General features: G+C 70.5%; 21 protein-coding genes and 2 pseudogenes. 11 read left to right on the top strand and 12 right to left on the bottom strand.

All coding sequences use genetic code 11. The features are described 5' to 3' along the window. Positions 1-93: 93 nt before the first annotated feature. From IEZ20_RS08670 to IEZ20_RS08660, 3 genes and pseudogenes are all read right to left on the bottom strand, one after another. Positions 94-666 carry a GNAT family N-acetyltransferase gene (locus tag IEZ20_RS08670; RefSeq protein ID WP_189296047.1) on the bottom strand — a complete coding sequence of 191 codons (573 nt, stop codon included), beginning with the start codon at positions 664-666 and terminating at the stop codon, positions 94-96. Between the two features lie 140 nt (positions 667-806). Further along, positions 807-1,028 (bottom strand): annotated as a pseudogene (locus tag IEZ20_RS39560) (transposase); the annotation flags it as partial. A gap of 156 nt (positions 1,029-1,184) precedes the next feature. Then, complete coding sequence (locus tag IEZ20_RS08660) at positions 1,185-1,886, bottom strand: hypothetical protein (protein WP_189296045.1); 702 nt, start codon at positions 1,884-1,886, stop codon at positions 1,185-1,187. A gap of 648 nt (positions 1,887-2,534) precedes the next feature. Here IEZ20_RS08660 and fxlM point away from each other — a divergent pair. The 3 genes and pseudogenes from fxlM to IEZ20_RS39555 all read left to right on the top strand — a co-directional run bounded on the left by fxlM (position 2,535) and on the right by IEZ20_RS39555 (position 7,067). Then, entirely contained in the window at positions 2,535-4,907 is a 2,373-nt protein-coding gene (fxlM, locus tag IEZ20_RS08655; RefSeq protein WP_189296043.1) for a methyltransferase, FxLD system, read from the top strand. Positions 4,908-5,429: 522 nt separating this feature from the next. Then, entirely contained in the window at positions 5,430-5,951 is a 522-nt protein-coding gene (locus tag IEZ20_RS08650) for a GerW family sporulation protein (RefSeq protein WP_229895962.1), read from the top strand. A gap of 360 nt (positions 5,952-6,311) precedes the next feature. After that, positions 6,312-7,067: pseudogene (locus IEZ20_RS39555) on the top strand (IS5 family transposase). Here IEZ20_RS39555 and IEZ20_RS08635 read toward each other — a convergent pair. The 4 genes from IEZ20_RS08635 to IEZ20_RS08620 all read right to left on the bottom strand — a co-directional run bounded on the left by IEZ20_RS08635 (position 7,049) and on the right by IEZ20_RS08620 (position 11,380). Next, positions 7,049-7,501, bottom strand: coding sequence for a DUF5959 family protein (locus IEZ20_RS08635; protein WP_189296038.1), 453 nt, complete (start codon positions 7,499-7,501; stop codon positions 7,049-7,051). The pseudogene IEZ20_RS39555 and the gene IEZ20_RS08635 overlap by 19 nt on opposite strands. Positions 7,502-7,697: 196 nt before the next feature. Further along, positions 7,698-8,594 carry an aminoglycoside phosphotransferase family protein gene (locus tag IEZ20_RS08630; RefSeq protein ID WP_189296036.1) on the bottom strand — a complete coding sequence of 299 codons (897 nt, stop codon included), beginning with the start codon at positions 8,592-8,594 and terminating at the stop codon, positions 7,698-7,700. A 212-nt stretch (positions 8,595-8,806) separates the two neighbouring features. Continuing rightward, positions 8,807-9,655 carry an oxidoreductase gene (locus tag IEZ20_RS08625; protein ID WP_189296034.1) on the bottom strand — a complete coding sequence of 283 codons (849 nt, stop codon included), beginning with the start codon at positions 9,653-9,655 and terminating at the stop codon, positions 8,807-8,809. 255 nt (positions 9,656-9,910) lie between these two features. Beyond that, positions 9,911-11,380 carry an MFS transporter gene (locus IEZ20_RS08620; protein ID WP_189296032.1) on the bottom strand — a complete coding sequence of 490 codons (1,470 nt, stop codon included), beginning with the start codon at positions 11,378-11,380 and terminating at the stop codon, positions 9,911-9,913. A gap of 146 nt (positions 11,381-11,526) precedes the next feature. Between IEZ20_RS08620 and IEZ20_RS08615 the strand changes: the two genes are divergently transcribed. Next, entirely contained in the window at positions 11,527-12,093 is a 567-nt protein-coding gene (locus tag IEZ20_RS08615; protein WP_189296030.1) for a TetR/AcrR family transcriptional regulator, read from the top strand. A gap of 271 nt (positions 12,094-12,364) precedes the next feature. On the opposite strand, the gene IEZ20_RS08610 is transcribed toward IEZ20_RS08615, so the two are convergent. From IEZ20_RS08610 to IEZ20_RS08590, 5 genes are all read right to left on the bottom strand, one after another. After that, positions 12,365-13,915, bottom strand: coding sequence for a sialidase family protein (locus tag IEZ20_RS08610; protein ID WP_229895961.1), 1,551 nt, complete (start codon positions 13,913-13,915; stop codon positions 12,365-12,367). A gap of 558 nt (positions 13,916-14,473) precedes the next feature. Beyond that, entirely contained in the window at positions 14,474-14,680 is a 207-nt protein-coding gene (locus tag IEZ20_RS08605; RefSeq protein ID WP_189296028.1) for a hypothetical protein, read from the bottom strand. A 371-nt stretch (positions 14,681-15,051) separates the two neighbouring features. Continuing rightward, positions 15,052-15,327 carry a hypothetical protein gene (locus IEZ20_RS08600; RefSeq protein ID WP_189296026.1) on the bottom strand — a complete coding sequence of 92 codons (276 nt, stop codon included), beginning with the start codon at positions 15,325-15,327 and terminating at the stop codon, positions 15,052-15,054. Between the two features lie 437 nt (positions 15,328-15,764). Continuing rightward, positions 15,765-16,634 carry a class II glutamine amidotransferase gene (locus tag IEZ20_RS08595; RefSeq protein WP_189296024.1) on the bottom strand — a complete coding sequence of 290 codons (870 nt, stop codon included), beginning with the start codon at positions 16,632-16,634 and terminating at the stop codon, positions 15,765-15,767. A gap of 499 nt (positions 16,635-17,133) precedes the next feature. Continuing rightward, positions 17,134-17,640 (bottom strand): DUF6624 domain-containing protein, encoded by a 507-nt coding sequence (locus tag IEZ20_RS08590; RefSeq protein ID WP_189296022.1) that lies wholly within the window; start codon positions 17,638-17,640, stop codon positions 17,134-17,136. A gap of 254 nt (positions 17,641-17,894) precedes the next feature. On the opposite strand from IEZ20_RS08590, the gene IEZ20_RS08585 reads away from it, so the two are divergent. From IEZ20_RS08585 to IEZ20_RS08555, 7 genes are all read left to right on the top strand, one after another. Continuing rightward, on the top strand, positions 17,895-18,035 hold the full coding sequence (locus IEZ20_RS08585; protein WP_189296021.1) for a hypothetical protein: 141 nt from the start codon (positions 17,895-17,897) through the stop codon (positions 18,033-18,035). A 102-nt stretch (positions 18,036-18,137) separates the two neighbouring features. After that, positions 18,138-18,347, top strand: coding sequence for a ferredoxin (locus IEZ20_RS08580; RefSeq protein WP_189296019.1), 210 nt, complete (start codon positions 18,138-18,140; stop codon positions 18,345-18,347). Beyond that, the gene (locus IEZ20_RS08575) at positions 18,337-19,692 is read left to right on the top strand and encodes an NAD(P)/FAD-dependent oxidoreductase (protein WP_189296017.1); all 1,356 of its coding nucleotides are present in this window, start codon (positions 18,337-18,339) and stop codon (positions 19,690-19,692) included. Before IEZ20_RS08580 ends, IEZ20_RS08575 begins: the two co-directional genes overlap by 11 nt. A gap of 31 nt (positions 19,693-19,723) precedes the next feature. Then, on the top strand, positions 19,724-20,908 hold the full coding sequence (locus tag IEZ20_RS08570; RefSeq protein ID WP_189296015.1) for a cytochrome P450: 1,185 nt from the start codon (positions 19,724-19,726) through the stop codon (positions 20,906-20,908). A gap of 660 nt (positions 20,909-21,568) precedes the next feature. Next, positions 21,569-21,955 carry a luciferase domain-containing protein gene (locus tag IEZ20_RS08565; RefSeq protein ID WP_189296012.1) on the top strand — a complete coding sequence of 129 codons (387 nt, stop codon included), beginning with the start codon at positions 21,569-21,571 and terminating at the stop codon, positions 21,953-21,955. 280 nt (positions 21,956-22,235) lie between these two features. Continuing rightward, positions 22,236-23,378 (top strand): PP2C family protein-serine/threonine phosphatase, encoded by a 1,143-nt coding sequence (locus tag IEZ20_RS08560; protein ID WP_229895960.1) that lies wholly within the window; start codon positions 22,236-22,238, stop codon positions 23,376-23,378. A 294-nt stretch (positions 23,379-23,672) separates the two neighbouring features. Then, on the top strand, positions 23,673-24,734 hold the full coding sequence (locus tag IEZ20_RS08555) for a zinc-dependent alcohol dehydrogenase family protein (protein ID WP_189296008.1): 1,062 nt from the start codon (positions 23,673-23,675) through the stop codon (positions 24,732-24,734). The last annotated feature ends 160 nt before the right edge of the window (positions 24,735-24,894 follow it).

The following is a 24,894-nucleotide window of genomic DNA, read 5'->3' as shown; positions in this document are numbered from 1 at the left end:
CCGCCCGCTGTCCGCCGGTGAGGACCGGAGACAGCGGGCGGCAGCGGCCGTCAGGGCTTCGTCCAAGCACTGGGCCGACTCCCGGCCAGCGGATCAGTCGAGGAAGAGGCTCATGTACAGCGCCGTCTCCCCCTCGGACTCGGTGGCGCTGTAGAGGGAAGTGTCCAAGCCGCAGAAGGTGAACCCCATGCGCTGGTAGGCGCGGATGGCCGGAGCGTTGATGTTCGTCACTTCCAGCCACACGTGCCCGGCACCGCATTCTCGGGCCCGGTCGACGGCGTGGCTCATCAGCGTGCGTCCGATCCCCCGTCCCTGGTACGGCCCGGCCACCTCGATATCGGCAATGACCAGCCGCTGGTTCCAGGGCTCATACCTCGTGTCGACATAGCCGCACACGAGTTCGCCGTCCAGCGCGACAAACCGGCGCTCGTCCTCCGACGTCTCACCGGCCTCGGGCTCGTCGTCGGGAAAGACCTTGTGCACCGGCGGGTCCAACCGGGCGGGCCGAATGGTGAACCCGCCCTCGGAACCGACCACTTCGAAGACGGTGTCCGAGCTGAACTCGCCCTTGATGACGGCGGATCTGTCCCTCTCACTCTCCGCCACGCGATACGTGATGGTCTCCGCCGCCTCACGCTCGGCGACTCTACGGTCAGGTGAGATCATTTCCTCACTGTATCGGCCCCGTGCCCACAGCAGCAGGGTCCAGCCCGCCGACCGGACCACCGGCAACAGACCCGCGTCCGCGATCAACTTCGCTCCGCCGCACCAGACAGAGACCGCCGAACCGGCATGGGATGTGTTCACCCACGAGATCTCCAGCCGATCTCGCCCGCAGCATCTGCCACAGCCTGGACCTGCTGCAGCAGCCGTTCCCAGATGCCGTCGGCCGACCACAGCCGAAGGCGTTCATACACGGCTTTCTAGGGACCGAACCTCTCGGGCAGATCACGCCACTGCACCCCGATCCGCACTCGATGCAGGATCCTGTCGATCACCTGCCGGTGATTCCGCCATCGGCCACACGATCTACGACGAGTGGGTCGCCTCCGGGACCTCGCCCACCGAGTCCGTCGCCTTCAGGCTTCCCCCGGCGAGTCGGTCGCCTTCGGGGCCTCACCCGCCGAATCGGTCGCCCTCGGGGTCTCGCCCACCGAGGCCGTTGTCCCTGCGGCTTGAGACGGTCAGCGGGGAGTGAGGCAGGCTTCGAGGGCGGCTCGCTGCTGCGGGGGCAGGTGGTCGCCGAGAGGAATCTTGCGTGGGCTGTGTTCGCCCTCGCAGAGCCAGCTCTGCTCGTCATCGTCGAACCACCAGTCCTCGACGCCCCACATCGGGTGCCCCTGAAGCAGGTGTCTGGCCAACGCCTCGCTCGCCTCGGGCGCACCCTGGGCGACCAAAGCCTCGACCACCGCCGTCACGGCCTCCTCCGGAACAGCCGCGTCGCCGAGAACAGGCAGAAGAAGGAGGAGACGGGCGTGCGAGTCGGTGACGCCTGCCGCACCGGGCGGTGCCTCCAGCAGGGCGGCGAGTTCGGGCCAGCACAGCCCGGGGCCGATGCGGTCCTGGTCGTCGCCGGCCAGGACGAGGTCCTGGGTCCAGTCGGGGTGGGTGAGGAAGTAGTCCGTGGTCGTGTACTCCTCGCCGCTGTTGAAGTGCACGACGATCGCGAAGTCGCCGGCCAGCGGCACCGTGAACACGGGCCATGCCGACGGGTCGTGGAGCGTGTCCAGCATGGCGTCCGCGTCGCCCCCGTCCGATCCGAAGGCCTCCGGCGCGAACCCCTCGGCGAGGTCCGCCAAGTACGCGGGCCAGAAGCCCGGCTCAGCCAGGAGCGGGTGCCCGTCCACGACGGGCGACGAGGAATACACATGCCGTGCCATCACCATGCCAGGATTCTCTCCTGGCCCGGTCGGAACCGTTCGAAGGCCCCGGCCCCCGTGGACCGGCCTCTCGGAGAACCCGGTCGGCATCGACCAAGGTCTGAGCCTCTTCCCTCGTGACTCTGAGCCTCTTCCCTCGTGACGCAGCCGGCCGCTTCCTGCCGGACCTGGAGGCCCCCACTGTGGCGTCCTACGGAGAGAAGGGCGCGGGGCGGTGGCCTCCCTCGCCGAGCAGATGTTCCCCATGACGCCGGCAGAACCCACGTACCGGCCTGCTCCCCCCGCCGTACGGATGCTGTTCGCGCACAGAGCAGTGCTTGCGTCGGCGTTTCGGCCAATCCGCCCCGGGCGCGTGCCCTTGCACGGCAAGGGTCGGTGCACGACGCACCTTCGGAGAACCGCTCAACCCCAGGGCGCACAACCCGTCCGAAAGAGCAGGTGTTCGAAATTGGGGTGGCGTCGTTGAACACGGCGACACCGCCATCACGTCCACGAGGGGGACGCCTTGACGTCAGCCGAACGAGACAGCGGCAGCGCCGAGAACCTGTCGAAGCCGATCCCGAGTTCGTGGAGCGAGGCCGCCGCACCCTGGCCCGGCTCCGCGCCGCACGGCGCCCCTGGCCATCACCGCACTTACGCACGAGGAGCAGCACGTTGACGTACATCGCCCGCGACCAGTGGGAGCAGCACTTCAGCGACGGCAAGGGGTTCCGGCAGGTCGGTGAGCGCGAGAGGGAACTACTCGCCGGGCACACCCCCGCCCCCGACTGCGGCGGTCGGGCGCTCGACGTGGGATGCGGCACCGGTGAGCTGGCCGTCTACCTCGCCTCCCTCGGCTACACCGTGGACGCCGCCGACTTCGCCGGCAGCGCGCTCGCCCGGGCCCGCGAGGAGCACGCCTGCGTCGAGGGCGTGCGGTGGCTGCAGCTGGACATCGAGCGCGACGACCCCTCCCCGCTGCACGAAGAGGGGTACGACCTGGTCGTGCTGCGGCTGATGTACCCCTTCCTGAAGGACCGTGGTCGCGTCCTTCACGGGCTGGGTGAGCGGCTCCGGGACGGAGGCGCTCTCGTCGTCATCACCCCGGTGGCGGAGAACACGCCGGAGGAGCGGCGTGGGATCGCACTGGACGAGGACGAGATCGCCCTGGTCGGCGCCGGCTGGAGGACGGTGGACCGGATGGACGCCGACGGCCTGGCCCTCCTCGTCCTGCGTGGCCCGTGCCATGCCGGCACCAGGGCGGTGGAACGGCGGCGGCCGCCGTCCGGTCCGGCGGCGACCGCCGCGCTCGCGGTCGTCACCGACGCGTCCGGCCGGGTCCTTCTCGGTCGCTCACACCGTGGCATGTGGGAACTCCCCGGCGGCAAGACCCACGGGCCGGAGCCGTTCGAGGTGGCGGCGGTGCGTGAGCTCGCCGAGGAGACCGGGCTAGCCGCCGAGGTCGGGAACGCGTACGTGGTGGCGATGCTCGCCGACGCCGCCGGTGATGTGCCCCGGCTCACCGCAGTCGTCCGCATCACCGCCTGGTCGGGAACGCTGTCCAACCCCGAGCCCGACAAGTTCGCCCGCTGGGAGTTCTTCGACCTGCACGCTCTGGCCTGCGTCGGCACCGTCTTCGTCCCGGCCGCTCACGCGCTGGATGCCGTGTGGCCCGGTGTCATCCCGGGCCTGCCGCCCGTGGTCTCCTACCCCATCGCCATCGAGCAGCCGCCCGTGCCGGGTGAGCCGGCCGAAGCCGTCCGGCTGCGTCAGGCGATGGCCCAGACGGTCATCGACGGCGGCTGGGCCCCTTCCGAGCCGGTCCGCGCCGCTCTGCGGACCGTGCCGCGCCACCGCTTCGTACCGGAAGCGAACCTGACCGCCGCGTACGACGGCGGCGACCGGGCCGTCGTCACCCGGCGCGACGAGACCGGAACGGCGATCAGCTCGGTGTCTGCGGCCTGGCTCCAAGCCGCCATGATCGAGAACCTGTGCCTGAAGCCGGGCGCGATCGTGTTCGAGGCGGGCTCCGGCGGCTACAACGCCGAGCTGATCGCTCACGTCGCCGGCCCCGAGGGGCAGGTGGTGACCGCCGACGTCGACCCGTGGGTCGTACGGCGCACCCGCCGGTTCCTCACGGAGGCCGGCAGCGGACGCGTCACCGCCATCGAGGCCGACGCGGCCCTCGGAGCCCCCGCCCACCTCGTGCCCCGCGACGGCTTCGACGGCAGCGTGATCACCTACAACTGCTGGGACATCTCACCGGCCTGGCGCGAGCAGCTGGCCGAGGGCGGGCGGCTGGTCCTGCCGCTGGAGATCGGCGGCTACACCCGCGCGGTCACCTTCGAACGGCACGGGCAGGTGCTGGAGGCCCGGCGCTTCACACACTGCGGCTTCGTCCGGGACCAAGGACAGCAAGCCCGCACCATCCCGGCCGGCGTCCTCCTCGACGGTGAGCTGACTCTCCGCTTCCAGGAAGGCGGCCCCGCCCCGACAACCGGCCTGGAGAGGGCGCTGCGCGGACCGCGGCACGAAGTCGCCACCGGCATCACCATGGGGGCGGGCGCCTATTTCGGCTCCCTGCAGCTGTACGCGGCCACCACCCTGCCGGCCTTCTGCCGTCTGCACGCCCACCAGGACACGGGCGTCACCGCCATCACCAAGGACCGTGACGCACCGGCCGTCCTCGGCGATGCCTCGCTCGCCTACCTGACCCACGTCCACACCCGGCACGGAGAGCGCCCGGAGGACAAGGAGTGGGAATGGGTCGTCCACGCCTTCGGCGAGCAGGGTCCCCAGCTGGCCGAGCAACTCGCGGCCACGGTAGGGGCCTGGGACCGCCACGTCCGCGCCGACGACAACGACAAGCACACTGATCCGGTCCTGACCGTCCACCCGGCCGGCACGCCCGACCGTCTACTGCCCACCGGGGACGTCCTGGACAAGGAGCATTCCCGCCTGGTGTTCCGGTGGCCGGGCCGGAACGGACACCTCCCGGCCCCTGCGCGGCACACCGACACGGTCGCCGCGACCACAGGAGAAGCGTGATCGTATGGCTGAACGGCCTGTTCGGCGGCGGCAAGACCACCCTCGCCGCCGGGCTGTGCCGCGCTCTGCCCGGCGCGGGGGCCGCTGACCCGGAGGCCGTCGGCGACCCGCTGCGCAGCACGCTCGCCGACCACGCCCCACGCCCCACCGACTACCAGCGTTTGTCCCGGCCGGCTCCGGTGAGGACAGCGGCCATATTCGTCGACCGCGGCCCGCTGGTCGACCTCAGCGCGACCTCGGACGGGACGCCTGCACCACCGTGGCCGGGTCGACCAGATCTGTCGGCGCGGGGGCCTGGCCGAGCTGGTCGCCGCCGACACCCCGCTCGGACCCGAGCCGGCCGCCTGCCAGTTGGGAGGGCGCCGTGCCGATTCCGACCGGGTGGTGCGACTCGGTTGGAGCCGCTCACCGTAATCGGCCGAGGTCCGCTTCGGCGCGAGCCTCCCCGGCCTGATCCGGAGACTCCTGTCCGGCAACCCCGTCTCTCCACGGTCCGCGGGGAGCGGCTCCGCCGCCCCGGGGGTGATCGTCACCAAGACCGACACCGCCACCGCCAGCTACAGCGGCACCGTCTCCTGCCGGCTCACCCTGGCCGGATGCCCCATATCCTCGGTACCGCCGTATCCGCCGCCCCGGAGGTACCCGATGACCAGCTCAGGCACACCGGACCAGCCCGTCCCGCAGGCCGACACGGCCGCGGCCCTGATGAAACACCTGGCCGAGCAGCTGGGTAGCCGGGCCTCGGTGTCCGCCGTCTTCGGTGAACCCGTCACCAGCGACGGAATCACCATCATTCCGGTCGCGGAAGTCGGCTTCGGATTCGCCGGGGGCACGCGCCCCGAAGCCGGAGGCGCCAACACCGGCGAAGGAGGGGGCGGTGCCGGTGCCCGCCCCCGCGGTTACATCGAGATCAAAGACGGGACCGCCACCTACAAATCCCTCCCAGCTCCCTGGGCCAATGTCGCCATACCCCTTGCCGCCCTCCTGACAGGAACCGTCATCCCCCTGCTCGTACGCCACCTCGCCAAGCGCCGTGCTCGCTGAGCAACTGCAACGACGAACCGGACATCAACTCACTCGTCCGTCCCTCTGACATCAGTTGGCGTCACCGGGGGGACCGTACTTGGCAGATCCCGCTCGCACGTCTCGGCTGCCCGGATCACCTGACCTGTCAGCTCCGACGGAGCGCCCGCCCTCACCTTGCGCGAGTCGACGCTGACGGGAGCACTCAACTCCAGGCGCGGCAGCGGCTAGGTGCGCGTCGGGGCAACCCCACGATCTGTGCGGGCGACACCGTACGGGGGCGTCGACCGTACCCGGCCCACCGCCCCGCACAAACGCAAATACTAGGCGGACCTCTGAAATACCCGTCTGTTGCAGAGCTGCAGATGACCCTCACCTCGCATATGCGTCACGTCACCGCCGACCGTCCCGTCCGGATTTCGTCATGCCCCGGGCCTGGGGATCCCGTTCGTGCTGCATACCGGGATCGCCTGGGAACACCTGCCGCAGGTACTCGGTTTCGGCTCGGACATGACCTGCCGGCGTCGCCTGGCCGAGTGGACCGAGGCCGGCCTGTGGCCCCGGTGTCACGAGGTCCTGCTTGCCGAACTTCGCGGGGCGAACGGCCTCTACCTCTCCCTGACGGCAGTCGACGGCTCCCGCATCCGCGCGTTGAAGGGGGCTCCAAGACCGGACGAATCCCTGTCGGCCGGGGCAGGACCGGCAGCAAACACCACCTGATCACCGACGCCACCGGAAGCCCCGCTCGCCGCCACCCTGACCGGCGGCAACCGCGACGACGTCACTCAGCTGATCCCGCTCCTCCAGGCCGTGCCGTCGGTGTGCGGCAAGCGCGGCCGGCTCCGCCGACGACGAGACGCGGTGCCGGCCGACCGTGGCTACGACCACGACAAGCACCGGCGCATGGTCGGGAACCTCGGGGTGAAGCCGCTGATCGCCCGCCGCGGCACCGAGCACGGCCCCGGGCTCGGCACCCAACGCGGGGTCGGAGAGCGCGTGTTCGCTCACCTGCACTGGTTCCGCCGCCTGCGGATGCGCTGAGATATCCGCGACGACGTCCACGAAGCGCTCCTCACCCAGGGACGCGCTCTCATCTGCTGGCGACGCCTGACAGCAGTTCAGCGCCGCCACTCATAGACACCCGGTGAGGACTCCAGGACCTCGCTCGGCCACTCCTTCAGCACCCTCCCGAGCAGTCTCCTCTGCTCGTCGATCCACCCCTCTTCAAGGTTGACGGGAAGGAACACGGAGACGCACGAACTGCCCAGATCCTCTACGTGAACAGCGGGAGTCCCATGCTCTTCGTTGCACGGCTGGATCCTGATCTCAGGGCTGTGGTCGTCGTCCATCCAGCAGATGTCCTGCCCTGCAGCGAGAAGATCCAGAGCGCGGGACCAGTCCTCCAGGTCGGACGGGAGCAGGGACATGGCCAGCCGACCGCTGACGAAGCCGCTCGTGACCAGGACCTCCGCGTCGAGCCGGTCGTGAAGGTGCAGCACACCCGGCGACCGGCGCCCCAGCACACGCACCCGGAAGCCGTTCTCGCCATCCGAGAGGCTGATCAGTTCCACCGTTGCACCCTCTGCGCTGTCTGGCCACGACCAGACTCTTCCATCCTCATCCCGTGAGGACTTCTCAGGCGGCGTCGCGCGCCAGCTGCGAGACGTCGGAGGCGGAGCGCACGTCTTCGTCTTCGCCCGTCCCCGCTGCCAGTCCCCTCGTCGCAGCACGCGATCGTCTCTGTCACCGCTTGCGAGCGGGGCGACATCATTCCATCGACTCCAGAATGCGGTCGAGTGTCCGGCGCCCCATTCTGCTCATCGCCGGATTGCTCTCGGCGTAGTACCAGACCACACCCATCGCCTGTTCGAACGCCCATGCCTTGCCGCGCTCCCACTCCAGATCGTCACAGAGCAGTGCCCGCCGGAGCACTTCCCGAGGGCCTCGCTGCAACAGGTGCCAGGCACTGACCAGATCCAGCGCGGGATCGGCCGGCCCGAAGCCGCCGGTGTCGAGTACGCCGCTGAGCCGGTCTCCCGCGACCAGTACGTTGCCGGGGATCAAGTCGCCATGGCTCATCACGTCGGCGCCCGTGCGGGGCAACTCCCGGAAGTGGTTCCACACCTGGCGCAGCCGGGGGACGTCGAGCAGCCCCTCACTCTCCTCGAAGCACTTCGCCATCCAATCGTCGTGGTGAGCGAGAACACCGCCACGACCACCGCCGCTGAAAAGCCGCCCCCGCGTCTCGGTGTCCCGCAGGCCTGCGATGAAGGCCGCAAGGTCCTCCGCAAAAGCGTCCGACCCACTCGGGTCGGCGTCAGAGGCGACCGTTCCCGGCAGCCATGTCTGAACCGACCACGGCATGGGGTAACCCGCTCCGGGCTTTCCCAAGGCGACGGGTTCCGGGGCGGGGAACCGGGACACCCGTGCCATCTCCGCGCTCGCCTGGGCTTCCTGTTCCAGAACCGCCAGCGTTTCGTCAGCATCGGCCATACGCAGTGGGAAACGCGCAGAGAGGTCGTTTCCGATGCGGAAGATGGCGTTGACCGTCCCGGTCGACGGCAGGAGTTGGATCACCTTGCCGCTCCACTGCGGGAACTGTTCTCGGACCAAAGTGGCGACGGTCTCGGTGGTCACGTCCACTTGGTCATCGTGCATGATCATTCTCGCAGGCCCTTCCACTGGTCCCGTGCGAAACGCCGGAAGCAGGCCGGCTCAACTGGGACGACAGCCAGTATTCATGCGCCGGGGACCGGATCAACTGAGATTTCACGGGTTCGAACGAGCCCGGCGGGCATGGACCCGACCAGGCCGACAGTCTGGCCCGGATCGCCTCCACCCGCAGTGGTTCGCGCATCGGAGTCGTTCAGTGCCTCTCACGCGAGCTGTGCGCCGTCGGAGTAGTCGGTGGACTTCGACAGTTCGATCCAGGCGGCTGTCTCCGCGTCGAAGGCGGCACGGGCCTCGGCGACGAGACGAAGGGCGTCGCTGCCGAGGATCAGGTGGGACGGCGGCTTCTCGGCCTCCACGAGGGTGAGCAGGGCGCGACCGGCTCGGGCGGGATCGCCGAGTTGCCGGCCGTGCATGTCGAGGCGGCGTTCACGGATCGGGGCGAAGATCGGGTCGTAGTCGGCGATGGTGCTTTCCACGCGGTGCATGGAGCGGCCGGCCCAGTCGGTGCGGAAGGAGCCGGGTTCGATCGCCGTGACGTGAATGCCGAATGGCGCGACCTCTGTGGCGAGCGTGGCCGCTATGCCCTCGACGGCGAACTTGGAGCCGTGATAGGCGGCCAGGCCGGGGAACGCGCGCAGGCCGCCCATGGAGGTCACGAACAGGATGTGCCCGGCGCGGCGTTCGCGCATGCGGGGCAGAACGGCTTGGGTGACCGCGATCGCGCCGAAGACGTTGACGTCGAACTGGTGGCGGAAGGTGTCGGGCGGGGTCTCCTCGAAGGTTCCCTCGACGCCGTAACCCGCGTTGTTGACGAGTACGTCGATGGGGCCCACCTCGTCCTCGATCGCCGCGACGGTCGGCGTGATGGCGGCGGTGTCGGTGACGTCCAGCACGCGGACGTGAGCGCGGCCCGGAGCAAGCTGCTCGAACGCGGCGATCTGGTCCGGGTTCCGAACGGTGCCGATGACGGTATGGCCGGCTTCGAGGGCGGCGGCGGCGAAGGCACGGCCGAGGCCGCTGCTCACGCCGGTGATGAGAAACGTGCGGGACATGTGTCTCTCCGTTGGGATCGGAAGTGTCGGACGATGGGGCGCACAAGCCCGTCGAGCGCGGTGCGCGCGGGCTTCTCGGCGTGGTTGTCCGTAAGGTCGTCGTGGCCGGTGAGCCTGCGGAGGATGAGTGGCCCGGAGGATGTCGATACGTTCGCCGCGTCGGTGTCGGGCGAGGCGTCACCCCGGTCGACGGCGCGTTGCCGCAGGGGTTCGACGCCTCCGGCGGGACGTCTCCCGGGCAAGGTCGGTTCGCCGTCAACGGCTCTTGGTGGATATGTTGTTCGAGGTGGTGAGCGCGTTGCGATCGGTGGAACGCCGCGGCGCCACGGAGCCTTCCGCGGGCTTGGACCTCGCAAGCCAGAGGCCGGTGAGTACGGCGGTGGCCGATGTGACGGCGCCGGCAGCGAGGAAGGCGCTGTCGAGGCCGGTCTCGAAGGTGGCACCGCCGGATTGCCGGGTGCGGACGACGGCTCCGAGTACCGCCACGCCGAGCACCGCGCCGATCTGCCGGGTGGTGCTGCTGATGCCTGATGCGAGGCCGCCTTCCTGCGGGCTGACCGCTTGGACGGCGGCTCCCGTCAGTGGGGACATGGTCAGGGCGAAGCCGATGCCGATGACTCCCAGCCGCCACCACACGTTCCCGTAACCGGTGTCGGCGTGCACCCTGCCGAGCGCCAGCAGTCCCAGGCCGGCCAGGGCCAGGCCGGTGGTGACCACGATGCGGAAGCCGTGCCGGGCGGCGAGCCGGCCCGCGTAGGGGCTGACGACCACCATGGCGAGGGATACCGGCAGGGTCTGCAGGCCGGCCCGCAGGACCGAGCTGCCCTGGACGTACACGAAGAACTGGGAGAAGAAGAACGACGAACCCATGAGCGCGAACCCCACCACGACCATGGCGGTGTTGGACACGGTGAACAGTCTCTGCCGGAACAGCCGCAGCGGCAGCATCGGAGCGGAACGACGCGCCTCGACGGCGACGAAGGCCGCGAGGAGGATCACCGCGGCGGTGAAGCTGCCCAGGATCACCGGTGACGTCCAGCCGCGGGCACCAGACTCGATCAGCCCATAGGTCAGCGCTCCCACCCCCAGAACGGACAGCACCGTCCCTGGGCTGTCGATCGCGGGGGCGCTCGGATTGCGGGATTCTTCGAGGTTGCGCAGACCGACCACCACAAGGACCACGCCGATGGGCAGATTGACCAGGAAGATGGCGGGCCAGCCGAAGACGGCTGTCAGCACGCCGCCGGCCACGGGGCCCGCAGCCAGACCGATTCCGCTGAATCCGGCCCACAGCCCGATCGCCTTGATCCGTTCTTGCGGCGCGGGATAGGCGGCTGCGAGCAGGGCCAGCGAGGCGGGGCTCAGCGCGGCGGCGCCGATGCCCTGCAGCACCCGGCCGACGAGCAGCCAGCCGAGCGAGGGCGCGAGGCCGCACAGCAGCGATGCCGTGGTGAACACCGCCACGCCGGTCAGGTACACCCGCTTGCGGCCGAACCGGTCGGCGTACACGCCGCCGGACAGCAGCAGCATGGCCACCAGCAGTACGTACGCGTCGACGATCCATTGCAGACCGGTCAGTTGAGTGTGCAGCCGGTGCTGCATGTCGGGCAGCGCCGCTCCGACGATCGTGTTGTCGAGCAGGACCATGCATGGGCCTAAGCAGGTCACCGTGAGCAGCACGGCCCGGTTCGGTCGACTGCCTGTGCTCGCAGGCGATGCCGCCATGGGGAGTCCTCTCCATCGACAGTTGCGCCTCTCCACGGCCGACGCGGTCGACCCTTGGGCGCTCTAACGCAGTCAGTGACTGCGTTAGGCGACAGTAGGGAACGTTGCACCGTAAACGCAAGCCCCAACTGCGTTAAGGTGGCGGCATGAACGAGCGACAGCCAGCCCGACGGCCCGGCGGGCGCAGCGCCCGCGTCGGCGCGGAGGTACACCAGGCCGTCACCGACCTGATCAGCGAGCGCGGCTACGGCAACTTCACCGTCGGCGAGGTCGCGGCGCGCGCGGGCGTAGCCGACAGCAGCATCTACCGCCGGTGGGGCAGCCTGGAAAGTTTGCTCACCGACGTGGCGCTCACCCGCCTCAACGCGCAGTCACCGATGCCCGACACCGGGAGCCTGGCCGGCGATCTGCGCGCTTACGCGGCCAACGTGGCCCGCGAGATCACCGGACCCGACGGCCTGGCGTTGCTGCGCCTGGTCATCGCCCTGTCGAGCATGGGTCAGCAGGGTCTGCAGGCGCGTGACGACCTCCTCGACGAACGCACCCGGCAACTGCAGTCCATGCTCGATCGCGCCCGCGAACGCGGCGAGCCGGCACCTGACGCGTTCGGGGTGCTGGACCACATCCTGGCCCCGATGTACATCCGCGTCCTGCTCGGCAGGGGCCCGCTCACCCCGGACTACGTCGACGGGCTGGTCGACCGGCTGCTGTGACCTCGACCCTGCCCTCGGGACCAGAACCCGAAGGTACCGGCCCTCGGGCGCTGCGCCAGTGCTCCGTGAGGTACGCACCGGCACGCGCCCACCGGCTCCCCCGCCCCGAGCGGTTCACCAGGCGGCGGCAGTCGGAGTGGAGCACAGAACGCGGCCCGCTGGAGGCGGGCTGACCGCGCCCTCCCGGATGAGTACAGGATCGGCCACCGCGTCCGGTGCGCCGCTGCCGGTGCCAGAACCGGCCGACGGCCGGAGGCCGCCCGCGAAGGTCTCACTCAGCTCGGCGGTCTCGGGGGATGCGGAACCGCGGAGTTCGACGTCCATCCCCCGGATGTGCGGCCCTACCGCCGCTGCCGCTTCGGAGGCTGCTGGTGTACACGTCCGTACGGTTCCGTGGTGCGCCGGTGTGGGTCTCGGTGAGCACCGCCCGTACTCCCTTTCCGTCTGCCGCCAGGCCTTGGTAGTCGCCGAGGAAGTAGCCCCCGGCGAACGGCGCCTGCAGCCAGTCGAAGACCCGTGAGATCCGTCGTTCGGTCCGGAGCTTGGAGTTTCCGTGCTGCAGCGTGGCCAGTTGGTAGGCGGTGGGCAGGGTGGTGGTGTTGCCGGGCTTGAGGAAGCGCAGGTCGTAGTAGGTGAGCGCGACCGTGCCCCGCTCGGTGACCGCGATCGACGGTGAGAAGGCCGGAACGCCCTTGGGGCTGATCAGCTCCGGGGTCCCCCAGGTGCGTCCGCCGTCGGTGGACCGCACAAGCTGGACGGCGTCGAACTCTCCCCCGGAGAAGTCCGAGCCCTCGTAGGCCATGTACAGCGTGCCTGTCCCGGGGTCGACGGCCGGGCTCGGCAGGGTGGTCCCGTCGCGCAGCAGTGTGGCGGGGTCGTTCGGGTCGACCTCCGGTACGGAGGTGTCCCGGGCCACGGTGACCGGGGCGCTCCAGCTCCTTCCGGCGTCGGTCGAGGTGACCATCTGGTAGCGGGCTTTGACGACGGTGGTCAGGTCGTCGGAGTAGGTGAGGCGGTCGAAAAAGTCGTACAGGGTGCCGGTGCGCCGGTCGACGACGATCAGATGGCCGATGGTCTGGGTGTTGGGCACGGCGCTGGTGCGGACGAACGGCCGGGCCTTGCTCCAGGTGCGGCCGCCGTCACGGGTGAGGGAGATGTAGCCGGGACCGTCGAGGGAGCTGGGGCCGGGTGGGTCGTTGTCGAGGCGGTTCCAGACCTGGTAGGCGGTGCCCTTGCGGATCGGGTCGGCGGTGAGTGTGGGCTTGTCGTTGAAGAACGGCTGCTCGTCGACGTGCGTGGTGGTGAGGTTCTTCCACGTGCGCCCGCCGTCGCGGGAGGTGGCTGCCAGGAGGGCGCTGCGCGTGCTCCTCGTGAAGTCGACGCCCTCCCCGCCGGCGTAGACCGTGCCGTCCGGTCCGGTGCTCACCCAGGGGTCGGTGGCCCGTTCGTAGTCCGCGCCGCCGGGGGCGCACAGGCTGAACGGCAGCGTGCTCCGGTGGAAGGTGTGGCCGTCCGTGGTCCAGCCGGCCGCCAGGCCACGGGCGCCGCCGTCGTTCCAGCGGTCCTGCTGGAACACGGTGACCACGCGCTTCGGGTCGCGCGGATCGACGGCCAGGTACGGCTCGACCTCGGTGCCCGGGTAGACGACGCTGTCGGGGGACCTCGCGCCGATGGTGCACTTCGCGTACGGGTCTCCGTGGGACACCTTGACCGGTGGTGTGCCGTCGGAGTCCCGGTCTGCCGCGGCGGGAGTCGCGCCGGCGACCGTGACGAGCAGGAGCGCGGCGGTGGTGAGGGCGGTCAGGGGCGGGAAGACGCGCATGCCGGTTCTCCTCCGGGCCTGGCGGCCGGGGTACGGGACCGCCGTCATCCAGGCGGCCGGGGCGCGGAGGTGTGCGGGAACGCGAGGGTGGGGCGACTCCGCTTGATCCTCTTCGGCTTCGCGGCCGGTGCCCTTGATGGGCCGAATGACGGAGTCGTCCCCCCCGGGGGCGTGGAGGAGCACGACGGAGCCGACCGGCGCGGCGTACCACGTCGGTCGGCTCCTTGGTCGTGCGGTTACGGCGCCGTCCCGTAGGTCCCCGGAGAGGGCCGGGTGCCGGTCGGCGATGCCGGCGGCGTCGGCCGTGGCTCAGACGGGTGGGAGGAGCTGGATGATGACCTGCTGGGCCTCTTCCACAGTGAGGTGTTCAGGACGGCACGGAGGGTCTCGAAGCGGTGACGGCCTCGGCTTCGAGAGGGTCGGCGTCCGCCATCGGGAGTGCGTCGGTGTCGCGACTGGCGCGGGCGATCCGCCCTACGGTGGGCCGGGTGCCGTCACCCCGTGTCCACCGCGCCGGGTGCACCAGTCGGAGTGGTTGCCCAGCCGTGCGCCGACCGGTCAGGTGATCCCCTGCGTGGTCCCGTCAGGCAGCACGCAGACGGCATTGGCGTAGGGGCGTGAAACGACCTGTCCGCCGAGGGCCGTGCACTCGTCTCCGGAGATGTTCGGGGACGAGGCGGCCCCCGCGCCGACGGCGCCGACCGCGCTCACGCCGGCGAGGGTTGCCGCGGCCAGGGCGAGGCCCAGGATTGTGCGCATGCGCATGCCTTCCTCCTCCTCTCAGGCGCCTTCGTTCGGCCTTCGGGAAGGACACGCCTCAAGACGACGGCGCCCTCCTACTCAGGATGGGCGCTCCGCATGAGGCTCGCGAGGCAGGGCTGGGCGCCGCGCCCGGGCGGTGACTGCCCGGAGGCGAGGCATGACGTCACCGACCCCGACCGGCCGCATCGGTACGCCGCGTGCGCGTCGGTACGCCCGTGCGCGTCGACAGGAGCGAGGGGGACGCCGATGTCCTTGGCGTCGAGACCGCCCACCGGGGCCGCGTGGTGTCCGGACAGAGCCGGCGTTGAGGACGAGACGAGCCGTACCCGCCTCCGACCGGTGCCGGCGGACGGCCACCGCGCACGCGCGGTCCGCTAACGCGGTTCTTGGGCCGCCGCCCGGCAGGCCCCGGTCGCGGCGCCGCCCGCCACTCCGGCCCCGGTCAGCCCGGTCACACAGCCTTGCAGGTCTCCGACCACGCCACGGCTGCAGGCCGCTGTGACGGAGTCGGACGCGGTGGCACCGGCCAGTTCGGCCATCTTCGTGCAGGCGGGGATGTCCGCCCGGACCGCGGGAGCGGCGAGGACCGCACCGCCGAGGGTGAGGGTCAGGCCGGTGAGGGCACCGGCGATACGGGTCGACGTGCGCATGGGACGCACCTGCCTTCCGGGGTGGTCGCGCGGTCCTGGTCCCGGCGGGCCGGATCCACGCGGTAGGCCGCCGCCTGGTGACGCTTGGTGAGTGGTGCCCCGGCCGGCGGGCTCACGGACCGACCGCACGACGCTGCGTGGCATCCGTCGAGCCCTGCCGGGGCATGGCCGCCAGGCCGATGGGGAGGGCCCGGGGCCGGATGAGACGACTTCGGTCCTCCACTCGCGGCCCTCACTCCAGCGTCGCATCCTCTCCCCCTCCCGTCCTGGGCACCCGGGGGCGCGCTGAGCAACTGGGATTGCGCGGGCCTTGGACCGGCGGCCTCTGGGCGATTCCTGCCCTCTGCCGCGCTCGCAGCCGTCCTGCTCCGCTCTCGCAGACTCCCGAACGACATGGTGTGCAGGCAATGTCGTCGGTGCCTTTGCCCGGACAACGCTCAGGCAGCCGTCTGGGAGGCGGCTGCGTCGGGGTGCAGGTCGTCGAGGGTGAGCTGGTGTGCCGGAGGATCGGGAAGGACGACCTGGCGGGTGGGGCGGAGGTCGGGGCCGACGTGGAGCAGTTCGCCGGGCTCCAGCCGGCGCCAGTGGGGGTTGTCGTCCATGCGCTCGCTGGCGACGACGACGGCGGGCTGCTGGGCGAGGTGCGACGAGTGGATGCGCATGCGGCCGTGGGTGCCGCTGTGGTCGAGGTGCCGGTTGCCGTGCTGGCCGCCCGCCCGGCGTTCGAGGACGTACAGGTCGTGGGTGTCCGGGTAGCGCAGCGCCCACAGTTCCTCGGCGGTGGTGAGGATCAGGTTGAGGGCGTAGACGGGCAGGTTGTCGGCGATCCAGTGGGCGGCGTGCCGGATGCCCTCGGTGACGTCACCGTCGTGCCGGCGGGTCTCCCGGGTGATCAGGGCGAAGAACCGTTCGGAGTCGGTGTCGCCCTTCACAAGTGACCGGTCCTCGCCCAGGTGGTCGTCGAGCTTGTCCAGGCCCTCGAGGACTCCGTTGTGGGCGAAGAGCCGCCCGTCCTGCTCGAAGGGATGGGTGTTGCGGACGTCCAGGCTGCCGGTGGAGGCGAAGCGCACGTGGGCGATGAAGGTTGCCGATTCAACCTCGCGGGCCTCCTCGGCGAAGCTGCGGTCGTGGTAGGCGGCGATGGGAGCCTTGTCGATGCGGGGGGTGCCGTCGGCGGTGAAGTAGCCGAGGCCGGTGCCATCGGGATCTCGGCGGCTCTGCGAGCTGAGGCTGTCGGGAGCGTCCAGCAGCCAGAAGGTGGCGTGGGTACGGCGTGGGGCGCTGCTGAGGCCGAAGAGACGGCACACGGCATTCCTCCAGAGGGGGCGGCCGGCCTGTCGCGGCTCGTGCCGGGCCGGCGGTTCGTGCTCTGTCGTCAGTGGCGGCCGAGCTGAGCGGGGCTTCTCGGTCGAAACTAGGCACGTTGCTCTCACGTGGTGGTGGCTGCGCCGAGTACGCGAGGAAAAATCATCCAGCCGGACGCCTCGCGAGGCACCACGCGTGCCGTCATGGTCGGGCTGGTCACGGCTTGTTCAGCAGCGCTACGAGCACGCATCACGGCGTTCGGAGCAGGACGTGGGTGGACGGCTCCGGCAGGGCGGCCGTGGTCCGGCTGCCGTCGATGCCCGGTGACACCGACGCCCGTATCGGTGATCCGCGGCCGGATGCCGCCCCGGCTGTCCGGGCCGCGGCCGGACTCGCGGTCGTGGCTGACCCGAACACCCCTGACCCGCTCGGCTGCCAAGGCTACGCCCAGTGAGGGACGAGCCTGGGCAGTGATCCACCGGACGCCACTGGAACGGGGCGTCAGGCCAGGGAGAACTTGGCGACGTACTCGTCGAAGGGCTCGATGCCGACTTCCGCGCGGAGTTCGTCCACGCGCTCCGGTTCTTCACAGGGCCACGGAACCGGCGCCCCGTCCTTCACACCGGCGATCTGGGTGCCGTAGACCTGCTTACGGCCCTCGTTGACCAGCGTGCGGTCGCGCAGAAAGGCCAGCTCACGCGGGCTGGCAGCGCCTGCCGAGACCGCCTGCCGCATCAGCTGGAGGGCACGACGCTGAACGTCGAGCTGCCGGTCGGCGTGCTGAGCGATCAGCCATGCCGCGCGTGCGGCCTCCTCGCCGACCAGCTCCGCCGTCGGCCAGCCGTACTCGTCCATGATCTCGCCGAGCCGGTCACCATGCTGGGCGGTCAGCCGCCGCCACGCCAGCTGCTCTGCGGGGTCATCGCTGTTCGCGCAGGCTGCGGACCGGTGATCGGCCGCAGCCATGTCCGTGAGTTCCACCGCCAGTTCGGCAACGTCGTGCGCCACCCTCAACTCCCCCATCGGATCCGTGCTTTGTGTCCGGCTGAAAGCCTAGAGACGCAAACCGGGTGTAAAGATCATTCCGGAGAACGGTGACAGACGCCTTCCCGCACCGCGATAATGGATCTACCCCCGGAGCCAGAGCCCGATCGCTGCGAGGGTCACCGTGCCCGGGAAGACATCGACACCCTTGTCGGACCTCGTGGCCACGGCAGCCCAGTCCGGTTCCGCTTGACGAAGCTCGACCGGGCTTCGAGGAGATGCATGCCCAGGCCGGCCATGTCGGCCCGTACGCCGAGGAGATCAGCCACACCGGCCGGCAACTGGGCACCTCCGCTCCGGCGTTCATCCACCTCGCCCTGATCAGTGCTGCACGCACCCTCCACCGCGGCCAGGGCTGACGGCGGACGGCGGGACGCCCCTCGGCAGTCACCGTGCGCGCCCCCTGTTCTCCCTCCATGCTGGAGACGAGGGGGGTGGGACAGCGGAGGAAGTGGTGACTGATGCGGACCGTTGTCGATCTCACTCGCTGCCAGGGCTACGCCCAGTGCGTGTTCCTCGCCCCGGACGTGTTCGAGCTGCACGGCGAGGAAGGCCTGCTGTACGCCACGGCCGTGCCCGGCGACCAGGAAGAACGCGTGCGCCAGGCCGCGGCGGCGTGCCCGGTGCAGGCGATCCTCCTCGGTGAGGAGGTGAGTACCGGTGCCCGATGACCTCAAGAACGGCCGTATCGTCATCGTCGGCGCGTCGCTGGCCGGGCTGCGAGCGGCGGAGGCCCTGCGCGAGGAGGGCTTCACCGGATCACTCACCGTGGTCGGCGACGAGCCCTACGCGCCGTACGACCGGCCGCCGCTGTCCAAGCAGGTGCTGCTCGGGCAGGCGACGGCGGACACCACCGAGCTCCCCATGCGCCGGGACCCCGAGGCCGAGTGGCGGCTGGGCGTCGGCGCCACCGGTGTGGACCTGCTGGCCAGAAGGGTGTTGCTGGAAGACGGCGAGTCGCTGCCGTACGACCGGCTCCTGATCGCCACCGGCACCCGGGCGCGGCCCTGGCCCCACCCTGAGGAAGCCACCCTGGACGGGGTGTTCACCCTGCGCACGCGCGAGGACGGGAAAGGCCTGGCCGAACGGCTGGCCGCAGGACCGGAACGGGTACTGGTGATCGGCGGCGGCTTCACCGGCTCGGAGATCGCCTCCGCCTGCCGTGAACTGGAGCTGCAGGTCACGGTCGCCGAACGCGGCCCCGCTCCCCTGGTGGGCGCGCTCGGCGGCACGCTGTCGAAGCTCGCGGCCGTCATGCAGCGCAACCACGGCGTGGACCTGCGCACCGGGGTGACGGTCACCGCCCTGAACGGGAACGGCGCCTTCACCGGTGCGCAGCTGTCCGACGGCAGCCGTGTCGAGGCGGACGTGTGCGTGGTGGCGCTGGGCGCGGTCCGCAACGTGGAGTGGCTGGCGGACTCCGGGCTCGCGGCGGGCCCGCGCGGGATCGCCTGCGACGCGGGCTGCCGCGCCTTCACCATGTACGGGATCGTCACCGACGACGTCTTCGTGGCCGGCGACGTCTCCCGCTTCCCCCATCCGCTGTTCGGCTACCAGATGCTGTCCCTGGAGCACTGGGGGAACGCGGTGGAGCAGGCCGAGGTGGCGGCGCACAACATGATCAACCCGGGACCGCTGCAGCGCCCGCACCTGTCCATCCCCGTGTTCTGGTCGACCCAGTTCGGACTCAACATCAAGTCGGTGGGCGTGCCCACCTACTCCGACCACGTCGTCATCGCCCAGGGCTCCCTGGAGGCGCGCCGGCTCGCCATGGTCTACGGCTACAAGGGCCGGGTCACCGCCGCCGTCACCGTCGACATGGCGAAGTCGCTCGACTACTACCGGCACCTGATCGAAACGGCCGCCCCGTTCCCGCCCCCGCCCGGCGCGGCCGACCGGGCGATCGCGGCCGATGTTCCGATTCCGTCCGACGTACCGGATCCGTCGGTGCTGTCCCACGGCCCGACCGTCGCGCTCACCGGTCACCTTCCCGACCGCCGACTCAGCGTGGTGTAGTCCACGTACCGCTCGACCACGAGGAGCCCTGATGGCCTCGGAGACCTTGCTGGCACGCATCACCGACTACGCCAGCCGCCCCAACCCCTATCCGTTGTACGCGGAACTCCGCGAGGCAGGTCCCGTGGTTCAGCAGGTTGACGGCACCTACCTGATCGGCACCTACCACGAGATCGCCGCTCTGCTCCACGACCCCCGGATGAGTGTCGATCCCCGTACCGGCGGCGTGGAAGTACAGCAGCTGCCGTTCCTGCGGCTCGACGACCCTGAACACCACAGGCTGCGCACCCTGGCCATGTGGCCCTTCGGCCCTCCGCACAGCCCCCGCCGCGTCGACGGCATGCGTGACGAGATCGACCAGATCACCAAGGAACTGCTGGCGTCCTTCGAGGCGGGCGAGCAGGTCGATCTCGTCGACGACTTCGCCTACCCGCTTCCCGTCGCGGTCATCTGCCGCCTGCTCGGCGTGCCGCGCGAGGACGAGCCGCTGTTCCGGGCCTGGTCCGACGCCCTCGTCGCCGCCGCTGACGTCCGGCCCGGCGCGGACACCACCGAGACGGACAAGGCCGGCGACCAGGCCCGCGTGGAGATGGGCGGGTACCTGCTGAACCTGGCCGAACAGCGCCGCGGCAAGCCGAGCGACGACATGCTCTCGGCGTTCGTCAACGAGCCGGATGCCGCGCTGCGGCTCACCCAGCAGGAACTCGCGGAGACGGCCGTACTCCTGCTCATCGCGGGTCACGAGACCACGGTCAACCTGATCACCAACGGGGTGCTCACCCTCCTGCGCCGGCCCGAACAGCTGGACCACCTGCGCCGTGAACCCGAGCTGCTGCCACGAGCCGTGGAGGAGCTGCTGCGCTACGAACCCCCGGTCCACATGCGCGAACGCATCCCCCGCGCCGACCTGGACATCGCCGGCACCCCCGTGCCCCGAGGGGCTTCCGTCATCCTGGCGCTGGCGTCGGGCAACCGCGATCCCAAGCGGTTCCACGATCCCGACCGGTTCGACCCCACCCGGGCCGACAACCAGCACCTGGGCTTCGGCAGCGGCATCCACATCTGCTTCGGCGGACCCCTTGCCCGTCTGGAAGCGCAGGCCGCACTCGGCGCCCTGCTCCCCCGCCTCGGCACGGCACGCCTCGTCGAGGACCCGCCCCCGTATCGGCAGAACGCCATGCTCCGCGGCCCCCGCCACCTCCCGATCCGACTGTGAGGACCGGCCGGCGACAAGGGCACCAGGAGGTGCGGGGCCCGCGGCAGCCGGGGCGGTCGCGAGTGGGTCGTTGGTCAGGCGCGGCTTCGGACTCCACCCTTCCAACCCCGTCCGTCAACCCCACCTCCGCAGAGTGCTGCGCAGCAGCCTGCGGGCCGACCGCAGTGCGGGGCGGCCCGCTGCAGGAGGGAGGGTGCCGGGTCGGGCCAGTGGCAACTCCGGCATGGGACGGCTGCGTCCAGCGATCTCCAGTACACACGTGGGGGCGTCCTCGGCGGTCTCACGGATGTGGAGAGTGACGGCGAAGGGCTCCGGCGGGTCACCTGGCAGTTCGGCGGTGAACGCGGTCGCGGACGGGCGGTGCCGTGCCGGGGTTCGCTGGTATCCGACCACCTTTCCGTCCACGAGCAGCTCCGTCTCGCGTGCGGCGTGGCGGGTCTGAACCGTCACCGAGTGACCTTCCACTTCGAGGTGGAAGCGGTGGGCGCGGGCCACGGCACACCTCCCGGATTCCTTCGAGGGCGGCACGTACCTCCAGCCTAGGCGGCGTCAGCGGGCGGCGCGCCTCCTCACTGCGGACTGCTTGACGGAAGAGCGGCGCGGGGACAGGAATGCGCACGACCCCTGTGCGGTGATGCGCGACGGGTGCACGCTGACAGCATGAATCTGACCGACCTGGCGGACCAACGCCTCGGAGACTGGTCAGCCCTCTCCCGTGGGCGCGGTTCCCGCGGGGAGCGGCGCTGCCTGTGCTCCGCCAACGGCACCGAGATCGTGCGCTTCCATGGGGGCCACGAGGCGGAAGTGCATCTCACTCGTCCCCTGATCGCCAGGCTCCAGCCGGTACTGCGCCGGTCCAGCGCGGTCATCCTGTCGCGGACGTCCGGCTGGGTGACCGTCCGCCTGGAAGTGTCGTCCGACATCGATCTGCTCGCCACTCTGGTGAGCGCCGCCCTGCTGGGCGCACAGCGGCAGGGCACACCGACACCCGCCCCGGTGCCGCCCGACCCGTGCGGCCACGAGGAGCATGACCAGCGACATCTGTGAGGCCGCCGGCTGATCCGATCGTCCGACGCCGCCCGGATGATCACCGTACGACGTCCACCGCCTCCTGCGACCAAAGGGCGGGATCAATGTGAGACTGGGCGAGGAAGGGGTGATCCCCGTGCCGGATTCGCCACGCACTCCCGCCGGTCCTGATCCCGATCGCGTTCCTGATCCCGGCCCCGATCGCGGTCCCTATCGCGTTCCTTATGCCGGTCCCGATCCCGGTCCCCATCCGGTTCTCGGTCGCGATCCCGCCGTCGACGAGAACCGGCTCGAACGATTGATCTCCCAGGCGCAGACGGCCCTGCCGGTGGAACTGCCCGCGCTGGTCAACCAGTGCGCCTCGGCTCTCGGCCTGGGCACCGCGCTGATCTACCTCGCCGACCTACAGCAGTGGCTGCTCATTCCACTCGACGAAGCCTTGGAACCGCTGTCCGTGGACCACTCGTCGGCAGGCTGGGCGTACCGCACGGTTGCCCCCAGGGTGGTCGATGCCGACGACGGCTTGATCGTGTGGATGCCCCTCGTCGACGGTGCGGAGCGGCTGGGCGTGCTGGCGGTGCGCACCGCTTCACTCGACGGACCGCTGATGCGCCGCAGCCGGATGCTGGCCCACCTGTTCGCCATGCTGATCACCTCGAAGCGGGCCTACAGCGACTGGCTGGCGGCCCGCACCCGCACCGCACCCATGCGGTTGCCCGCCGAGATGCTGCGGGCCTTCCTGCCACCGCGCACCATCGGCAGCAGCAGGTGCGTCTCGACCGCGGTCCTGGAGCCGGCGTACGACATCGCCGGCGACGCCTTCGACCACTCGGTGGTCAAGAACGTGCTGCACACCATGATCCTCGACGGCATGGGCCACGACCTGACCGCCGGTCTGACCACGTCGGTCGCCATGGCCGCGGCGCGCAACAGCCGCCGCGGCGGCGGTGACCTGACCGATGTCGTCGGCTCCGTCGACCAGGCCCTCGCCGAGTGGCTGCCCGACCACTTCTGCACCGGTGTCCTGTGCCGGCTCGACGCGGAGACCGGGATACTGCGCTGGGTCAACTGCGGCCACCCCGCACCGCTGCTGATCCGTGACGAGCGGGTGCTCGCCGGGGCGCTGGACAGCCACCCACAACCGCCGATCGGCCTGGCCGGCCCGCTCGTCCCGGCAGCGCGGGAGGTCCACGAGACGAAGCTGGAACCGGGTGACTGTGTCCTGCTGTACACCGACGGTGTGGTGGAGGCGCGCGACGAAAACGGTGCGGAGTTCGGGCTCGACCGGTTCACCGACTTCATCATCCGTTCCAACGCCGCCGGCCAACGACCGGCCGAGGTCCTACGGCTGCTCATCCACGCCATCCTCGACTACCAGCGCAACCATCTGCGGGACGACGCGACCATCCTGCTCTTCGAATGGCGCCCGCAGAATCCGTGACGCAGGACGCGCTGAGCCTCACGGGGCCTGTCTCTTCGACCAGGGAGTGGCTCGTGGTCCGTGTGGTGCAGAACCGACTCGTCGTCCAGCGGCGGCCCGGCCTGACGAACCCTGTGGACGCTTCGCTCAGCGCCGCGGCAGCAACGGGCCCACAACCGCAGTGTTGTCGAGAACCTCGCCGGCACTGGGCGTAGCGTGAAGGGAAGCGCGGATGCCTGTCTGCACCCGTGCCGCAGCGAGCGGTCCGGCACGCCCTGGCAGGCGAGAGACGAAAGGCCACTCATGCCTCGGTCCATGCGCGCGCTCGTGGCTGTGGCGGCTGGCGAGCCCGCCGATGTCCTGCGGCTGGAGTCCCGGCCCGTTCCCACGCCGGACGCCGGTCAGGCGTTGATCCGTGTGGAGGCGACCCCGGTCCACGCGAGTGATCTGCACGTGCTGCGCGGCCGCTACGGCTTCGCCCCGGAGTTTCCCGCTGTCGGGGGCACCATGGAGTGCGTGGGCCGTATCGCGGCCCTGGGCCCGGGAACCGAGGGGCTGAGGGTCGGTGAGCGCGTGGTGGCCGCCGTGGTCCCGGCCGTACCCGGGCCTCCTGTGGCCGGCACGTGGCAGGAATACCTCGTGGCCGACGCACACAGACTGCTTTCGGTCCCCGATCGTCTGAGCGGCTCCAGCGCCTGCCAACTCGCCGTGAACCCGTTGACCGCGCTGCTGCTCGTGACGCGCGAACTCGACGTGCAGCCGGGCGAGTGGCTGGTCCAGACGGCCGCGGGATCCACCGTGGGCCGGCTCGTCATCCAGCTGTCCCGGCACCTGGGGATTCGCACGATCAATGTCGTGCGGCGACGTGGTGCCGTCGAGGAGATCGAAGCGCTGGGCGGGGAGGAGGTCATCTGCACGCAGGACGAGGACCTGGTGCAGCGTGTCGCCGAGATCGCGGGCCCGGCCGACGTGCGGAAGGCGATCGACTGTGTCGCGGGCCCCGTCGGCGCCCAGGTGTCCCAGGCACTGGCTCCGGGAGGAGAGCTGGTCGTCTACGGCGCGCTCTCCACCCACCGGCAGACCGACCCGTCGGCGCTGACGATCCCGCTCCAGGCGCGCTCGGTCATCTACGAGACCAAGACAGTCCGTGGTTTCTGGCTGAACCGCTGGTTCGGGACCGCCTCGCCGGAGGACACACTGCACGCGCTGGCCCAGGTGCGCGGTCTGGTCGGTGACGGGGTGCTGAGCATTGCCCAGGGCCGGCCGTTCCCGCTCGAAGCCTTCGCAGAAGCCGTCGCGCTCGCCGAAGCACCCGCGCACGGCTCCAAGCCGCTGTTCGTCTTCGATGCCGGGCAGGACAGAGGCGGGGACCCGTGACCGGCTGCATCCCCCCGGCCCGAACACCGAGTCCTCGGTTCTTCGGGCCCGCACTCAGCGCGTCGCGCGGGGCGCCGTCCCGCCCCACGACCTGGTGGACATCGAGACCTCAAACGAAGTCGTGTACCCCGTGTTTCCGACCTCATGCATGGCTTTTCGC

Origin of the sequence: Streptomyces cinerochromogenes (assembly GCF_014648635.1) — a bacterium.
Classification (GTDB): domain Bacteria; phylum Actinomycetota; class Actinomycetes; order Streptomycetales; family Streptomycetaceae; genus Streptomyces; species Streptomyces cinerochromogenes.
This window is presented reverse-complemented; position numbering and strand designations above follow the sequence as displayed.

Coding starts and splice junctions, on each gene's coding strand:
- IEZ20_RS08610 (WP_229895961.1), bottom strand. CDS start 13,915: ATGCGCGTCTTCCCGCCCCTGACCGCCCTCACCACCGCCGCGCTCCTG.
- IEZ20_RS08660 (WP_189296045.1), bottom strand. CDS start 1,886: ATGGTGATGGCACGGCATGTGTATTCCTCGTCGCCCGTCGTGGACGGG.
- IEZ20_RS08615 (WP_189296030.1), top strand. CDS start 11,527: ATGAACGAGCGACAGCCAGCCCGACGGCCCGGCGGGCGCAGCGCCCGC.
- IEZ20_RS08565 (WP_189296012.1), top strand. CDS start 21,569: ATGAATCTGACCGACCTGGCGGACCAACGCCTCGGAGACTGGTCAGCC.
- IEZ20_RS08585 (WP_189296021.1), top strand. CDS start 17,895: ATGCATGCCCAGGCCGGCCATGTCGGCCCGTACGCCGAGGAGATCAGC.
- IEZ20_RS08555 (WP_189296008.1), top strand. CDS start 23,673: ATGCGCGCGCTCGTGGCTGTGGCGGCTGGCGAGCCCGCCGATGTCCTG.
- IEZ20_RS08580 (WP_189296019.1), top strand. CDS start 18,138: ATGCGGACCGTTGTCGATCTCACTCGCTGCCAGGGCTACGCCCAGTGC.
- IEZ20_RS08605 (WP_189296028.1), bottom strand. CDS start 14,680: ATGCGCATGCGCACAATCCTGGGCCTCGCCCTGGCCGCGGCAACCCTC.
- IEZ20_RS08600 (WP_189296026.1), bottom strand. CDS start 15,327: ATGCGCACGTCGACCCGTATCGCCGGTGCCCTCACCGGCCTGACCCTC.
- IEZ20_RS08620 (WP_189296032.1), bottom strand. CDS start 11,380: ATGGCGGCATCGCCTGCGAGCACAGGCAGTCGACCGAACCGGGCCGTG.
- IEZ20_RS08625 (WP_189296034.1), bottom strand. CDS start 9,655: ATGTCCCGCACGTTTCTCATCACCGGCGTGAGCAGCGGCCTCGGCCGT.
- IEZ20_RS08570 (WP_189296015.1), top strand. CDS start 19,724: ATGGCCTCGGAGACCTTGCTGGCACGCATCACCGACTACGCCAGCCGC.
- IEZ20_RS08670 (WP_189296047.1), bottom strand. CDS start 666: ATGATCTCACCTGACCGTAGAGTCGCCGAGCGTGAGGCGGCGGAGACC.
- IEZ20_RS08630 (WP_189296036.1), bottom strand. CDS start 8,594: ATGATCATGCACGATGACCAAGTGGACGTGACCACCGAGACCGTCGCC.